The sequence below is a fragment of the Blastococcus sp. TML/C7B genome (genome assembly GCF_016612845.1).
In the GTDB taxonomy this organism is placed as follows: Bacteria; Actinomycetota; Actinomycetes; order Mycobacteriales; family Geodermatophilaceae; genus Blastococcus.
This window is the reverse complement of the sequence record NZ_JAEOAA010000002.1, coordinates 50,265-64,675: the sequence shown is the minus strand read 5'-3', so window position 1 is coordinate 64,675 and position 14,411 is coordinate 50,265. Positions and strand designations below refer to the sequence as shown.

The following is a 14,411-nucleotide window of genomic DNA, read 5'->3' as shown; positions in this document are numbered from 1 at the left end:
TCGCGGTGACCGCGGTCGCTTTCCACAGGGGACCGGCGCGGCCGGTCGACGACGAACGGAGCCACGTTGCACATCGGAGTGCCACGCGAGACCCGAGCCCGCGAGACGCGGGTGGCCGCGACGCCGACCACGGTCTCGCAGCTCGTCGGTCTCGGATACGACGTCGTCGTCGAGGCCGGGGCCGGTGAGGCCAGCAGCTTCCCGGACGACGCCTACGCCGGCGCCGGTGCCCGCATCGGCAGCACCGACGAGGCGTGGCAGGCCGACGTCGTGCTGCGGGTCACCGCGCCGACGGTCGACGAGATCGCCCGGCTCCGGGACGGCGCGACGCTGATCGGCATGATCAGCCCGGCGTTCAACCCCGACCTGGTCGCCGCGCTCGCCGCCCGCCCGATCACCGTGCTCTCGATGGACGCCGTCCCGCGCATCTCCCGCGCGCAGTCCCTGGACGTGCTCAGCTCCATGGCGAACATCGCCGGCTACCGCGCCGTCGTCGAGGCCGCCCACGTCTTCGGCCGCTTCTTCACCGGCCAGGTCACCGCCGCCGGCAAGGTGCCCCCGGCCAAGGTGCTCGTCGCCGGCGCCGGTGTGGCGGGCCTCGCCGCCATCGGCGCGGCCAGCAGCCTGGGCGCGATCGTGCGCGCCACCGACGTGCGCCCCGAGGTCGCCGAGCAGGTGCGCTCGCTCGGCGGCGAGTACGTCGCGGTCAAGGCCGGCGAGCAGGAGGTCAGCTCCGACGGCTACGCCCGCGAGATGGGCGAGGACTTCAACCGCCGCGCCGCCGAGATGTACGCCGAGCAGGCGCGCGACGTCGACATCATCATCACCACCGCGCTCATCCCCGGCCGGCCCGCGCCGCGGCTGATCACCGAGGAGATGGTCGCCTCGATGCGCTCCGGCTCGGTCATCGTCGACATGGCCGCGGCCCAGGGCGGCAACGTCGCCGGCTCGGTGCCCGACGAGGTCGTGGTCACGCCCAACGGCGTCTCGATCATCGGCTACACCGACCTGCCCGGCCGGCTGCCGGCGCAGGCCTCGCAGCTGTACGGCACCAACCTGGTCAACCTGCTCAAGCTGCTCACCCCGGGCAAGGACGGCGAGCTCGTCCTCGACCTGGACGACGTCGTGCAGCGCGCGATCACCGTCGTGCGCGCGGGCGAGACGATGTGGCCCCCGCCGCCGGTGCAGGTCTCCGCCGCCCCGGCGCCGGCCGCCGCGGCCCCCGCCCCGGTGCAGGCCGCTCCCCCACCGGAGCCCCCGAGCCCAGGCCGGCGCTTCGCGCTGGTCGGGGTGGCCGCCGCGCTGCTCTTCGTGCTCGCCGGGTTCTCGCCCAGCGAGTTGGTCCAGCACCTCACGGTGTTCGCGCTCGCCGTCGTCGTGGGCTTCTACGTCATCAGCGGGGTGCACCACGCCCTGCACACGCCGCTGATGAGCGTCACCAACGCGATCTCCGGGATCATCGTCGTCGGCGCCCTGCTCCAGATCGGGCACGACGACGCCCTGGTGACCGCGCTCGCGTTCGTCGCGATCCTCGTCGCCAGCATCAACGTCTTCGGCGGCTTCGCCGTCACCCGCCGGATGCTCGGCATGTTCACCCGCGGACCGAGCACGGGGAGTGCAGCCCGATGACCGCCACCACCGCCGCCTCCGCGGCCTACATCGTCGCCGCGCTGCTGTTCATCCTCAGCCTCGCCGGCCTCGCCAAGCACGAGACGGCGAAGGCGGGCAACGCCTACGGCATGGCCGGCATGGTCATCGCCCTGGTCGCCACCATCGGCCTCGCCGTCGACCACGGCCTGTCCGGCACCGGCGCCGTCCTGATGGTCCTCGCCGTCGTCATCGGTGGCGCGATCGGCCTGTGGCGCGCGGCGAAGGTCGAGATGACCGGGATGCCCGAGCTCATCGCGATCCTGCACAGCTTCGTCGGCCTGGCCGCGGTGCTGGTCGGCTGGAACGGCTACCTGTCGGTCGAGGCCGACCTGGACAACCAGACCGAGGTCTCCTCGGACCTGCTGGGCATCCACTCCGGCGAGGTCGCCATCGGCGTCTTCATCGGTGCGGTCACCTTCACCGGCTCGATCGTGGCCTTCCTCAAGCTGTCGGCCCGCATCAAGAGCAACCCGCTGGTGCTGCCCGGCAAGAACTGGCTGAACCTCGGCGCGCTGGCGGCGTTCGCGGCGCTGACCGTCGTGTTCGTCGTCGAGCCGAACCTGCCGGTGCTCGCCGTCCTCACCGTGCTGGCGCTGGCCCTGGGGTGGCACCTGGTGGCCTCGATCGGCGGCGGCGACATGCCGGTCGTCGTCTCGATGCTCAACAGCTACTCGGGCTGGGCGGCCGCCGCCTCGGGCTTCCTGCTCGGCAACGACCTGCTGATCATCACCGGTGCACTGGTCGGCTCCTCGGGTGCCTACCTCTCCTACATCATGTGCAAGGCGATGAACCGGTCCTTCATCTCCGTCATCGCCGGCGGCTTCGGCAACGAGGGCAGCGCCGCCGCCTCCGACGTCGACTACGGCGAGCACACCGAGATCAACGCCGAGGACACCGCCCAGCTGCTGCTGGACGCGAAGTCCGTCGTCATCACCCCGGGCTACGGCATGGCCGTGGCCCAGGCGCAGGGCGCGGTGGCCGACCTGACCCGCAAGCTCACCGAGCGCGGTGTCGAGGTGCGCTTCGGCATCCACCCCGTCGCGGGCCGGCTCCCCGGGCACATGAACGTGCTGCTCGCCGAGGCCAAGGTGCCCTACGACGTCGTGCTCGAGATGGACGAGATCAACGACGACCTCGCCGACACCTCCGTCGTCCTCGTCATCGGCGCCAACGACACGGTGAACCCCGCCGCGTCCGAGGACCCGGCCAGCCCGATCGCCGGCATGCCGGTGCTGCGGGTGTGGGAGGCCGAGCGGGTCGTGGTGTTCAAGCGGTCGATGAACACCGGCTACGCCGGCGTCCAGAACCCGCTGTTCTTCCGGGACAACAGCCGGATGCTCTTCGGCGACGCCCGCGAGCGCGTGGAGGACATCCTCCGGGCGCTCTGACACCCGGCGGGCCTCCCCGCCGGACCCTGTCGCCCCGCCCCCCGGCGGTCTACGGTCGACCCGTGCGCACGCACGGGTCGATCGTGGGTTCGTGGCGGGTGCCGGCCCCCGACGGGGTCGCGCCCGGATGAGCTCCGCTGCCCCGGCGCCGCACGCGGCGGCCGGCTTCGAGCACGAGGCGCTCTTCTACCGGGACGACGACACCTTCCTGGCCGGGGTGGTCCCGTTCGTCCGCGAGGGGCTGGACCGCGGCGAGCGCGTCGTGGTCGCCGGAGCCACCCGGCCGGCTCCGGCTGCTGCAGGCGGCGCTGGGCGGGGACGCCGCCGCCGTGCGGTGGCTGGACATGAGCACCCTCGGAGCCAACCCCGCCCGGATCATCGGGGCGTGGGACGAGGTGGTCGCCGCCGCCGGGGTGGCCGGCTGCGGGCTGCGCGGCGTCGGCGAGCCCGCCTGGCCCGGCCGTCGCGACGCCGAGTACGTGGATTGCCGGCTGCACGAGCTGCTGCTGAACACCGCCTTCGGCGGCGGGCCGGCGTGGCGGCTGCTGTGCCCGTACGACCAGGCCCACCTGCCCCGTGCGGTCCGCACGGGCGCGCTGCAGTCCCACCCCCTGGTCTCCAGCGCGGGGCGCCGCCGCCCCAGCACCGCCTACTCCCGCGCGGCCGCCGCCGAGACGTTCGGCGCTCCGCTCCCGCAGCGCACCGACGTGGCGCTGCGGGGCAGCTACGGCGCCGACGACCTCCGGGCCATCCGCGGGACGGTCGCCTCGTTCGCCCGCTCCTGCGGGCTGGCCGGCGCCCAGGTCGAGGCGCTGGAGCTGGCCGCCTCGGAGGTGGTCACCAACTCCCTGCGCCACGGCGGAGGGCGCGGCACGCTGGCGCTCTGGGACACCGAGGACGCCGCCGTCGTGGAGTTCGGCGACGGCGGGCACATCGCCGACCCGCTGGTCGGCCGCCGCCGTCCCCCGCCGGACCGGCCCGGTGGGCGGGGGCTGCACCTGGTCAACCAGCTCTGCGACCTGGTGCAGGTCCGGTCCTCGTCCCTCGGGACGACGGTCCGCATCACCACCTGGCGCTGACCCGGCCGCGTCCCGCCGTCAGGGCGACGGGTCGGGGCCCCGGTCCGGCACCGGTTCGTCCGGGCCGCCGTCCCGGCGCACCAGGTCGCCGACCGCCTCCTCGAGGCGCGCCCACGTGCCGCTCCACTCGACCAGGGGCTCGAGGATCCGCTCGAAGACGGCGAGCTGCTGGTCGAAGGCGTCCAGCTGGGCGCGCATGCCGCCGATCGCGGCCCGCTGCGCGGTCACCATCTCGGCGATGGCGCGCAGCTGGGCGGCCGACAGCGCGCCCGGCGGGCTGGGCAGGGCGGGCAGGGACAGCCGGGTGGGCACGGAGCCCGCGACGGTGCGCGCCCGGTCGGTGAAGCTCCGCAGCTGGGTGACGAACTCCTCGATCGACCGGCCCACGAGGCCGGGCGGGACGCCGCGTTCCGGTCCTGGTCGCTCCTCGGTCACGACCCGACGCTATGCCGGTCCCGGACCGGGGGCACCCCGGGCGGCAGACTCGCTCCGGGTGCCCGCCGGTCAGCGGGCGCCGAGCCGCCTCCCCCGGGAGGAGTTCCGGAGGAGAGCCATGCGCCGCACCGCCGTCCGCGCCACCGCCGTCCTGGCGTCCCTGGCCCTCGGCCTGGCGGCCTGCGGCGGCGAGGAGCCGGCGACGGGCGCGGCCCCCTCCTCCGCGACTGCTCCGCCGTCGGCATCCGCGAGCGCCGAGCCGCCGGCCGGCGGACCCGGCGACGACGCCGAAGCACGGGTGGCCGCGGCGCTGGAGGCCCTCGACCGCCGGGAGGAGATCGCGCAGCTGTTCGTGGTGGGCGTGCCCGCCGACGCGCTGGGCAGCGGCGCCGGCCTGGTCGAGCAGGGCGTCGGCGGGATCTTCCTCGCCGGCCGCCCCGCCGCCCCGGCGGCGGAGCTCGCCGAGCTCACCGCCGGCTGGCAGGCCGACGCCACCGGGCCGGGGCTGTGGATCGCCGTCGACCAGGAGGGCGGCGCCGTGCAGACCCTCAAAGGCCCGGGGTTCGACCGGCTGCCGCCCGCCACCGACCAGGGCGACCTGCCCGCCGGGCAACTGGCCGAGCTGGCCGGCCGGCTCGGCAGCCAGCTGCGCGACGCCGGCATCAACCTCAACCTGGCTCCGGTCGTCGACGTCGTGCCCGCCGGCACCGAGGACACCAACGGACCGATCGGCGTCTTCGACCGGCAGTACGGCAGCACCGGCGCGGAGGTGACCCCCGCGGCGGGCGCCGTCGTCGACGGCCTGGCGGCGGCCGGGGTCACCGCCACGCTCAAGCACTTCCCGGGTCTCGGACGGGTCCGCGGCAACACCGACGACACCGCCGACGTCGTCGACCCGGTGACCACCGCGGGCGACGACCAGGTGACCGCGTTCGCCGGCACGCTGGCCGCGGCCGATGCCCCGCCGATGGTGATGACGTCCTCGGCGACCTACGGCCGGATCGACCCGACGGCCCCGGCGGCGTTCTCCCCCGTCGTCGTGCGGGAGCTGCTGCGCGGCACGCTCGGCTTCACCGGCCCCGTCATCTCCGACGACCTCGGCAACGCCGCCGCCGTGGCGGCCACCCCGGTGGGCGAGCGCGCGATCCGCTTCCTGGCCGCCGGGGGCACGCTGGTGCTCACCGTCGCCCCCACGACCTTCCCGGCCATGCTCGAGGCGGTCGAGGAGCGCAGCGCGGCGGACCCGGCCTTCGCCGCGACCGTCGACGCCGCCGTCCGCACCGCGCTGCTGGCCAAGGCCGAGGCCGGCCTGCTCGACTGACCCCGGACGCAACGGTTCCGCCGGGATCGGTGATCCCGGCGGAACCGGTGGGGCGTGCAGCGCCGGGTCAGTGCCCGGCGCGGGGGCTCAGTACCAGCCCTTGGCCTGCGAGTGCGCCCAGGCGCCGCACGGGGAGCCGAAGCGGTTGTTGATGTAGATCAGGCCCGCGTCGATCTGCCGGTAGCCGTCGGAGGTCTTGGCGATCCCCGTGCCGGCCCAGGTGCTGTTCAGGAACTGCGGGATGCCGTACGCGGTGCTGGTCGGGTTCTGCGCGTTGGGGTTCCAGCCGCTCTCCTTGCCCCAGAGCTTCTCGAGGCAGGAGAACTGCCCGCTGTCGCCACCGAGCTTCTGCAGCGCGTAGCTCTGGTAGGAGCCCGACGGCGCGGCGGCGGCCGAGCCGGCGGCGGCCCGCGGTGCGGCGGGAGCGGGGGCAGGAGCGGCCTTGCGGGCGGCCTCGGCGGCACGGGCCGCCTCCGCCGCACGGGCTGCCTCGGCGGCGCGCGCGGCCTCGGCGCGGGCGGCCTCCTCGGCGGCGATCCGGGCGGCCTCCTCGGCCGCGAGCCGGTCCCGCTCGGCCTGCTCGGCGGCGAGCTGGTTGAGGGCGGCGGTCGCCTGGTCGGCGTCGCGGGCGCTGCGGCTGGCGGCCAGCTCCTGGAGCGGCTCCACGGCCGCGGCGTCCAGCACCGAGCTCTGCTCGATGCCCAGCTGCTGGGCGACGCTCATCGACTCGGTCTGGGCCTCGGCGTGCGCGGCGGGCTCGCCGGCGGCGAGGGTGTTCACCATCAGTGCTCCAGCGGCGGCGACGCCGAGGAACAGGGCGGAGCGGCGCGGGCCCACGGGCGGGCGGCGGCGCAGGCGTGCGTTCAGGGTGGTGCGGAGGTTCATGAGGGGGGTGAGCTCCGGGTGTCAGGGCGCAGCAGAACGGCCGCCCTCGCAGGGGCGGCGTCGTGTTCCGCAGCTGTCCAGTTCTTCCGTGAGCCGCCTACCGAGTTAGCTGACGGGTTCGGGCGGGAAGCAGCCCTACCCGCTCCGGACTGGAGATCCGGAGCCGGGATTCACCCCAGTGGTGCGGTGGGTCCCCGGTTCGCCTCGCTGGGCGATTCGGCGGCGCCCGGCGCAGCGCCCCCGGTGGGGGGCCGCCTTCCGGACCGGTCCAACGTAACCGGCGTTATCGCGCCGTGACAAACGCTGGCGCGAATTCCTCGCGTGACGCATGTCAAATGCGTGAGGTGTTCCCGTCAGGGCAGGCGCCACACCGTGGTCCTCCGCACACGGGCCGGACCGGCCGCCGAGGCGTCCCCGTCGGGGATGTCGTGCACGGCGGCCTCGGTGAGCCGGTCGTGCGGCAGGTAGGGCCGGCCGGGGTCACCGACGAGCACCTCGGCGCCGGCGGCGCGGGCCGCCTCCAGGAAGGGCAGCACCTGCTCGGTCATGGTCCGGTCGTAGCAGACGTCCCCGGCCAGGACGACGTCCACGGCCGGTGGCGCCTCCCCCAGCAGGTCGCCGACCGGTTCGATCCCCGACACCCCGTTGAGCGCCGCGTTCTCCGGGATGGCCGCCCGGCCGAAGGGGTCGATCTCGCTCGCGATCACCCGGCCGGCACCGGCCACGACCGCGGCGACCGCCACCAGGCCGCTGCCGGCGCCGAGGTCGAGCACGGTGCGGCCGGCGACCAGCTCCGGGTGGTCGAGCACGTACCGCGCCAGCGCCTGGCCACCCGGCCAGGCCGCGGCCCAGAACGGCGGCTCCTGCGCCGTGCGGCCCTGCTCGACCGCCATCGCCTCCCAGAGCGCGACGACGTCGGCGGCGACCAGCAGCTGCACCTCCGGCACCAGCGAGGGCCGCTCGGGCCGGGTGTGGGCGCGGATGAAGGAGGCGGGGACCGACGTCACCCGGTCAGTCTCGCGCGGCCGCCGCGCGGCGCGCGCCGATCCCCCGGGCGACCAGCCGCCAGTAGGCGCCCGGCCGGAGCCGCACCAGCACGTCGGGCACCGTCGCGCTCAGGCCGATGAGCAGCCGGGGTCGGCGTCGCTCGATGGCGGTGACGATCCGGGCGGCCGCCTTCTCGGGCGGCATGCGCAGCAGCCGGGCCATCTGCTCGCGGCCGGCCGCGACCTCCTCGGGGTCCACCCCGGAGCCCAGCCGCGCGGTCTCGGCGATCCGCGTGCGGATGCCGCCGGGGTGGACGACGGTCACCCCGACGCCGTCGTCGGCGAGCTCGTGCCGCAGCGACTCGCTGAAGCCGCGGACGGCGAACTTGCTGGCGGCGTAGGCGGCCTGCCCGGGCGGGGCGAAGATGCCGAAGATGCTGGAGACGTTGACCAGGTGCGAGCCGGGGTTGGCCTTGAGCACCGGCAGCAGCGCCGCGGTCAGCCGGACGACGGCGCGGAAGTTGATCGCCAGGACCCAGTCGAACTCCTCGAGCGTCACCTGGTCGAAGCGCCCGCCGAGGGCGACGCCGGCGTTGTTGACCAGCAGCGTCGTCCCGGGGTGGGCGGCCGCGAGCTGCGCGCCCAGGGCGTCGGTGGCCGCCTCGTCCACGAGGTCGGCGACATAGGTCTCGACCTCGAGTCGAGGGTGAGACCGGCGGATCCTGTCGGCCACGCCGGCCAGCCGTTCGGCGTCCCGATCGACCAGCACGAGAGCGCTGCCGCGGTCGGCGAGCTGGACGGCGAGGGCCTCGCCGATGCCGCTGGCCGCGCCGGTGACGATCGCGGTGCCGCCGGCGAACTCGTAGCCGCGCATCAGGCGGCCGCCCGCTCGGCCCGGGCAGGAGCGGCGCTGAAGGTGATGCCCTCGTCCTCGAGCGGGCCGCGGCGCATGAGCTGCACGTCGCGGATGTAGTTCTGGTGCAGCCGCCACGGGGTGCGCCGCCCCTGCTTGGGCAGCTGGGCGAGGCTGCGCTGCACGTAGCCCGCCGCCAGGTCCAGGAAGGGCAGGTCCGCGCCCTCCGGCGGGGCGAGCGGGGTGGCGACGGCCAGGCCGCGGCGGTCCAGGTGCTGGAGCAGCCGGCAGACGTAGCGGTTCACCAGGTCGGCCTTGAGCGTCCAGGAGGCGTTCGTGTAGCCGATGACCATGGAGAAGTTCGGGACGCCGGAGAGCATCATCCCCTTGTAGGAGACCGTCTCCGAGACGTCGACGGGCTCGCCGTCGAGGCGCAGCTCCATGCCGCCCATCGCCAGCAGGTTGAGCCCGGTGGCGGTGATGACGACGTCGGCGTCGAGGTGCCCGCCGGACGCCAGCTCGATACCGGTCTCGGTGAAGGTCGCGATCCGGTCGGTGACGATCGAGGCCGAGCCCTCGCGCAGGCTGCGGAACAGGTCGCCGTCGGGGACGAGGCACAGCCGCTGGTCCCACGGGTCGTAGGGCGGGTTGAAGTGCTCGTCGACCGCGAAGCCGGCCGGCAGCTGCTTCTCGGTGAGCCGGCGGATCAGCTTCCGGACGCCGTTCGGCCAGCGCCGGCTGGCCTGGAACAGCGCGGTGGACGTGAGCACGTTCTTCCACCGCACGATCGGATAGGCGACCTTCGCGGGCAGCCGGCTGCGCAGGAGCTCGGCCAGCGGGTCCTTGCCGGGCAGCGACAGGATGTAGCTCGGCGTCCGCTGCAGCATGGTGACCGAGGCGGCGTCCTCGGCGAGGTTGGGCACCAGGGTGACCGCGGTGGCGCCGCTGCCGATGACGACGACGCGCTTGCCGGTGGCGTCGAAGTCCTCCGGCCAGTGCTGCGGGTGGATCAGCTCGCCGGCGAAGCGCTCCTCGCCGGGGAACTCCGGCCGGAAGCCCTCGTCGTAGCGGTAGTAGCCGGAGCAGACCGACAGCCAGGAGCAGGTCAGCTGCACCGTCTCCCCCGTGTCGGTGCGCCGGGCGGTGACCGTCCACCGCGCGTCGGCGCTCGACCAGTCGGCGGAGAGCACCTCGTGGTGGAAGCGGATCTTCTCCTCGACACCGTGTTCCCGGGCGGTCTCGACGATGTACTCGCGGATCGACTCACCGTCGGCGATCGACTTCGGGCCGGTCCAGGGCTTGAAGGCGTAGCCGAGGGTGAACATGTCGGAGTCCGAGCGGATGCCGGGGTAGCGGAAGAGGTCCCACGTGCCGCCGATGGCCCCGCGCGACTCCAGCACCGCGTAGGTCTTGCCGGGGCACTCGGCCTGCAGGTGGCAGGCGGCGCCGATGCCGGACAGGCCGGCGCCGATGATCAGGACGTCCACGTGCTCGGGACTCATGTCCACACTCCAGGAACGGGCCGGCCGCGGGGGTCGGCGGTTCGGGCTCGGGCGTCGGGCGTCCGGCGGCCGCGGAACTGCGCACCGCGGACGCTATCGACGCTCTGTCGAACGAGTCAACAGGGTGTCGAGTTACGCGTCGCGCGCCGGTAGCCTCGCCCGCATGTCCGACGACGCGGCACCGCCGGGAGGGCGCGGCCGGCGCCCGGCGCGCACCTCCGGCGACGACCGGGAGCTGGCCATCCTGGCGACGGCGGAGCGGTTGCTCGAGGAGCGGCCGCTGGGCGCCATCTCGGTCGACGACCTGGCGCGCGGCGCCGGCATCTCCCGACCCACCTTCTACTTCTACTTCCCGTCCAAGGACGCCGTGCTGCTGACGTTGCTGGACCGGGTGGTCGCCGAAGCCGACGCGGCGATGGACGCGGTCTTCGACGGCTCGGTGGTCGAGCCGCGCCAGGGCTGGCAGCGGGCGCTGGCCGCCTACCACGACACCTTCCGCACCCACCGCGCGCTGACCGTCGCCTGGGCAGAGGCCCGCGCGGGCAGCGCCGAGGTGCGCCGGCTGTGGGCCGAGGTCGTCGAGCGCTGGGTGCAGCGGTGCACCGCGGTCATCGAGGCCGAGCGGGACCGCGGCGCCGCACCGGGCGGCCCCGCGGCCCGCGACCTGGCGATCGCGCTGACCTCGATGAACGAGCGGGTCATCTACGGCTCGCTCAGCGGCGACGGGCCTGCGGTCGCCGCCGACGACGTCGTCCCCGTGCTGCTGCGGATCTGGCTGTCCGCCGTCTACGGCGACGAGCCGGGCTGACCGGTCAGAGCTCGACGGCGGCGTTCTCGCCGGTGACCGCTTCCAGCTCCCGGCCGGTGGCACCGGTGCGGACGACGGTGACCGGGCACGGCGCGTGCCGCACCAGCTTGTCGCTGACCGAACCGAGCAGCAGGCCGGCGAACCCACCACGGCCGCGAGCACCCATGACGACCAGGCTCGCGCCCTCGGCCGCCTGCATCAGCGCCTGCTCCGCGGGGCGGTGCACGACGTGGCAGGTCCAGCGCACCGACGACGGGAGGCCGGCGGCCCGGACGTGCGCCGTGAGCTCGTCGTGGACCGCCTGCTCCCACTCCGGCAGCGGGGGGACGTAGCCGGCCGACCAGCTGGCCGGCTGCGGCGCCGAGGTCATCGACCACGCGCGGACGACGTGCACCTCGACGTCGGCGCGGGCGGCCAGCCGACCGGCCCACACCAGGGCCTCCTGCGCGCACTTGGACCCGTCGTGACCGACGACGATCCCGCCGTCGATCTGCACGGTCTTGGCGACCTCGCTCACCGCTGACCTCCTGGACTCTGCTCCGGCGGCACGGCGCCGCACCAGCGGAAGACTCTCACTCCTCCACGAGCGAGCCACCGCCGGAGTGCCCGAACCGCTCCCCGGGGGTCAGGACGGGGTCGGTGCCGGCCGCCCGACCAGCACCAGCTCGTCCCCCGTGGCGCGCGGCGCACCGGTCGGCGCCACGTGGGCGGGGTCGTACTCCATCCCCTCGATCGCGACGTTGCCGGAGCCCGGCGCGTCGGGCACCGTCGCGGCGATCACCTCCAGGGCCTCGCCGATCCGGCCGCTGAGCCCGCGCAGCGACCGGCGGGCCTCGTCGCGCTGCCGGTTCAGCTCGGCCACCTGCGCCCGGAGCTCGGTGAGCTGCTCCGCGGCCAGCCGGTCGCGCTCCTCGGCGGCCGCGCGGAGCACCTCGGCGGCCTCGGTGCGGGCCCGCTCCAGGCTCGCCTGCGCCTCGGCCTGCTCCCTGCGGGCGTGGTCGCGCAGCTCGTCGGCGGCGCGCACGGCCATCTCCTTGATCTCGTGGGCCTTGCGCAGCCGCGCGTCGGCCTCGCTGCGCGCCTCGGCCACCAGGCGCTCGGCCTCGCGGGCACCGGCGTCGACGAGGGCAGCGGCCTCGTCGGCGGCGAGCTGCAGCATCTCCTCGACCCGCTCGGACACCGGGAACACCCGGCCCCGCGGAGCCTCGGCCAGCAGCCGGCGGGAGATCTCCAGCTCGGCGGAGCAGGCGCCGAACCGGGCGAGCAGGTCGTCGACCTGCCGGCGGACGGTGCGCAGCTCACCCTCGGCCCAGGCGACGTAGGTGTCGACCTCCACCGGGTCGTAGCCGCGCAGCTTGCCGCGGAAGACCGGCGCGGACCCCAGCAGCGCGTCCAGCGGTCCGGTGAACACCGGCTCCGGGCCGTCGCCCCCACCCGGTCCGCCGGCTCCGGTTCCCGATCGCTCGGCCATCGCGCCGCCCCCTCGCACCTCGCCGTTCTCCGATCCGGACAGTGCCAGACCCCGGCACCGAGAGCGGCGCGTCGTGACCGGACCGTGAACTACTCCCGGCATCGTCCGGCAGGCCGTGGCGAGTCGGCTACCCAGCGGGGTCGCCCCCCTCCCCCCAGCGCGGGGAATGCGGTGCGCCCCGCGGAGGTTCCGTGAGACAGTAGTTGCACTCTCAACCAAGTCGAGGAGCGGTCATGCAGTTCGGCGTCTTCACGGTCAGCGACATCACGCAGGACCCCACCACCGGGCGCACGCCGTCCGAGGCCGAGCGGCTGCAGGCGGTGCTGGCCATCGCGAAGAAGACCGAGGAGGTCGGCCTCGACGTCTTCGCCCTCGGCGAGCACCACAACCCGCCGTTCTTCTCCTCCTCCCCCACGACCACGCTGGCCTGGATCGCGGCGCAGACCTCCACGCTGCAGCTGTCCACGGCCACCACGCTCATCACGACCAACGACCCGGTGAAGATCGCCGAGGACTACGCGATGCTGCAGCACCTCGCCGGCGGGCGCGTGGACCTCACCCTGGGACGCGGCAACACCGGCCCGGTCTACCCGTGGTTCGGGCAGGACATCCGCAACGGCATCGAGCTCGCCGTCGAGAACTACGCGCTGCTGCGCCGGCTCTGGACCGAGGACGTCGTGGACTGGCAGGGGAAGTTCCGCACCCCGCTGCAGGGCTTCACCTCGACGCCGCGTCCGCTGGACGGCGTCCCGCCGTTCGTGTGGCACGGCTCGATCCGGTCCCCGCAGATCGCCGAGCAGGCCGCCTACTACGGCGACGGCTTCTTCCACAACCACATCTTCTGGCCGCCGGAGCACACCCAGCGAATGGTCGAGTTCTACCGGCGCCGCTTCGAGCACTACGGCCACGGCAGCGCCGACCAGGCCATCGTCGGCCTCGGCGGGCAGGTGTTCATGCGGAAGAACAGCCAGGACGCGGTGCGCGAGTTCCGGCCCTACTTCGACAACGCGCCGGTCTACGGCCACGGGCCATCGCTGGAGGAGTTCTCCAGCCAGACGCCGCTGACCGTCGGCAGCCCCCAGCAGGTCATCGAGCGCACGCTCGGGTTCCGCGAGTACGTGGGCGACTACCAGCGCCAGCTGTTCCTCATCGACCACGCCGGGCTGCCGCTGAAGACGGTGCTCGAGCAGCTGGACCTGCTCGGCGAGGAGGTCGTGCCGGTGCTCCGCCGCGAGTTCGCCGCCCGCAAGCCCGCGCACGTGCCCGACGCCCCCACCCACGCCGCCCGCGTCGCGGCCGCCGGCGGGAGCCGCGACCTCACGGTGCACGCCCCCGGCGACGACGTCACCGGCCAGGCGCGTGACGAGGCCCGCGAGGAGGTCGAGGTCCGATGAGCACGCGGACGCTCGCCGTCGTCAGCGCCGGGCTGGGCACCCCCAGCTCGACCCGGCTGCTGGCCGACCGGCTCACCGCGGCCACCGTCGCCGCGCTCCGCGAGCGCGGGATCACCGCCACCGTGGAGGTCGTCGAGCTGCGCGAGCACGCCCGGGACCTGGCCGACCACCTGCTCACCGGCTTCGCCAACGAGCCCCTGCGGGCCACGGTCGACACGGTCACCGGCGCGGACGCGGTCATCGCGGTGACGCCGATCTTCTCGGCGTCCTACAGCGGGCTGTTCAAGACGTTCTTCGACGTCCTGGACAAGGACGCGCTCGCCGGCACCCCGGTGCTCATGGGCGCCACTGCCGGCACGGCCCGGCACTCGCTGGCCCTCGAGCACGCCCTCCGCCCGCTGTTCGCCTACCTGCGGGCCACCGTCGTCCCCACCGCGGTCTTCGCCGCCTCGGAGGACTGGGCCGGCGGCGAGGGCACCGGTGGCGCGCTGGCCGACCGGGTCGACCGCGCGGCGGGCGAGCTCGCCGACCTGGTCGCCGGGCGGCCGCCGGCCGCGCCGGTGGACCCCTTCGCCGACCCGGCGACCTCCTTCGAGGACCTCCTCCGCGGCCGCTGACCCCCGTGGGGCAGAAACGGCC

Annotated in this window: 13 protein-coding genes, 2 pseudogenes and 1 riboswitch; of the genes and pseudogenes, 8 read left to right on the top strand and 7 right to left on the bottom strand. The window is 74.7% G+C overall.

Annotated features, from left to right (window positions below; translation table 11 throughout):
- Positions 1–78: 78 nt before the first annotated feature.
- The 4 genes and pseudogenes from JKP76_RS13325 to JKP76_RS13310 all read left to right on the top strand — a co-directional run.
- Entirely contained in the window at positions 79–1,629 is a 1,551-nt protein-coding gene (locus JKP76_RS13325; protein WP_309229745.1) for a Re/Si-specific NAD(P)(+) transhydrogenase subunit alpha, read from the top strand.
- The gene (pntB, locus tag JKP76_RS13320) at positions 1,626–3,038 is read left to right on the top strand and encodes a Re/Si-specific NAD(P)(+) transhydrogenase subunit beta (RefSeq protein WP_200491484.1); all 1,413 of its coding nucleotides are present in this window, start codon (positions 1,626–1,628) and stop codon (positions 3,036–3,038) included. The genes JKP76_RS13325 and pntB overlap by 4 nt, the downstream gene beginning before the upstream one ends.
- 127 nt (positions 3,039–3,165) lie before the next feature.
- A pseudogene (locus JKP76_RS24085) lies at positions 3,166–3,309 on the top strand (MEDS domain-containing protein); the annotation flags it as partial.
- Positions 3,310–3,325: 16 nt separating this feature from the next.
- Positions 3,326–4,117 (top strand): annotated as a pseudogene (locus tag JKP76_RS13310) (anti-sigma factor RsbA family regulatory protein); the annotation flags it as partial.
- Between the two features lie 18 nt (positions 4,118–4,135).
- Here JKP76_RS13310 and JKP76_RS13305 read toward each other — a convergent pair.
- Positions 4,136–4,552: a hypothetical protein gene (locus JKP76_RS13305; RefSeq protein ID WP_200491482.1), complete on the bottom strand. Its 417-nt coding sequence runs from the start codon at positions 4,550–4,552 to the stop codon at positions 4,136–4,138.
- 118 nt (positions 4,553–4,670) lie between these two features.
- On the opposite strand from JKP76_RS13305, the gene JKP76_RS13300 reads away from it, so the two are divergent.
- Positions 4,671–5,873: a glycoside hydrolase family 3 protein gene (locus JKP76_RS13300; protein WP_200491481.1), complete on the top strand. Its 1,203-nt coding sequence runs from the start codon at positions 4,671–4,673 to the stop codon at positions 5,871–5,873.
- Positions 5,874–5,960: 87 nt separating this feature from the next.
- On the opposite strand, the gene JKP76_RS13295 is transcribed toward JKP76_RS13300, so the two are convergent.
- From JKP76_RS13295 to JKP76_RS13280, 4 genes are all read right to left on the bottom strand, one after another.
- Positions 5,961–6,758, bottom strand: a complete 798-nt coding sequence (locus JKP76_RS13295; RefSeq protein ID WP_242471937.1) for a lytic transglycosylase domain-containing protein — start codon at positions 6,756–6,758, stop codon at positions 5,961–5,963.
- A gap of 79 nt (positions 6,759–6,837) precedes the next feature.
- A riboswitch (cyclic di-AMP (ydaO/yuaA leader) is annotated at positions 6,838–6,990 on the bottom strand.
- Between the two features lie 121 nt (positions 6,991–7,111).
- Entirely contained in the window at positions 7,112–7,765 is a 654-nt protein-coding gene (locus JKP76_RS13290; protein WP_200491480.1) for a methyltransferase, read from the bottom strand.
- A 4-nt stretch (positions 7,766–7,769) separates the two neighbouring features.
- Positions 7,770–8,618 carry an SDR family oxidoreductase gene (locus JKP76_RS13285; RefSeq protein ID WP_242471936.1) on the bottom strand — a complete coding sequence of 283 codons (849 nt, stop codon included), beginning with the start codon at positions 8,616–8,618 and terminating at the stop codon, positions 7,770–7,772.
- Positions 8,618–10,099 carry an NAD(P)/FAD-dependent oxidoreductase gene (locus tag JKP76_RS13280; protein WP_200491479.1) on the bottom strand — a complete coding sequence of 494 codons (1,482 nt, stop codon included), beginning with the start codon at positions 10,097–10,099 and terminating at the stop codon, positions 8,618–8,620. The genes JKP76_RS13285 and JKP76_RS13280 overlap by 1 nt, the downstream gene beginning before the upstream one ends.
- A gap of 163 nt (positions 10,100–10,262) precedes the next feature.
- On the opposite strand from JKP76_RS13280, the gene JKP76_RS13275 reads away from it, so the two are divergent.
- A complete protein-coding gene (locus JKP76_RS13275; RefSeq protein ID WP_200491478.1) occupies positions 10,263–10,907 on the top strand; it encodes a TetR/AcrR family transcriptional regulator in 645 nt (214 codons plus the stop codon).
- Between the two features lie 4 nt (positions 10,908–10,911).
- Here JKP76_RS13275 and JKP76_RS13270 read toward each other — a convergent pair whose 3' ends face one another.
- Together JKP76_RS13270 and JKP76_RS13265 are read right to left on the bottom strand one after the other, a co-directional pair.
- Positions 10,912–11,424, bottom strand: coding sequence for a universal stress protein (locus JKP76_RS13270; RefSeq protein WP_200491477.1), 513 nt, complete (start codon positions 11,422–11,424; stop codon positions 10,912–10,914).
- Positions 11,425–11,532: 108 nt separating this feature from the next.
- A complete protein-coding gene (locus tag JKP76_RS13265; protein ID WP_200491476.1) occupies positions 11,533–12,318 on the bottom strand; it encodes a DivIVA domain-containing protein in 786 nt (261 codons plus the stop codon).
- Positions 12,319–12,611: 293 nt separating this feature from the next.
- Here JKP76_RS13265 and JKP76_RS13260 point away from each other — a divergent pair, with 293 nt between their 5' ends.
- Both JKP76_RS13260 and JKP76_RS13255 read left to right on the top strand, forming a co-directional pair.
- Positions 12,612–13,772: an LLM class flavin-dependent oxidoreductase gene (locus JKP76_RS13260; RefSeq protein ID WP_200491475.1), complete on the top strand. Its 1,161-nt coding sequence runs from the start codon at positions 12,612–12,614 to the stop codon at positions 13,770–13,772.
- A complete protein-coding gene (locus JKP76_RS13255) occupies positions 13,769–14,389 on the top strand; it encodes an FMN reductase (RefSeq protein WP_200491474.1) in 621 nt (206 codons plus the stop codon). Before JKP76_RS13260 ends, JKP76_RS13255 begins: the two co-directional genes overlap by 4 nt.
- Positions 14,390–14,411: the final 22 nt, after the last annotated feature.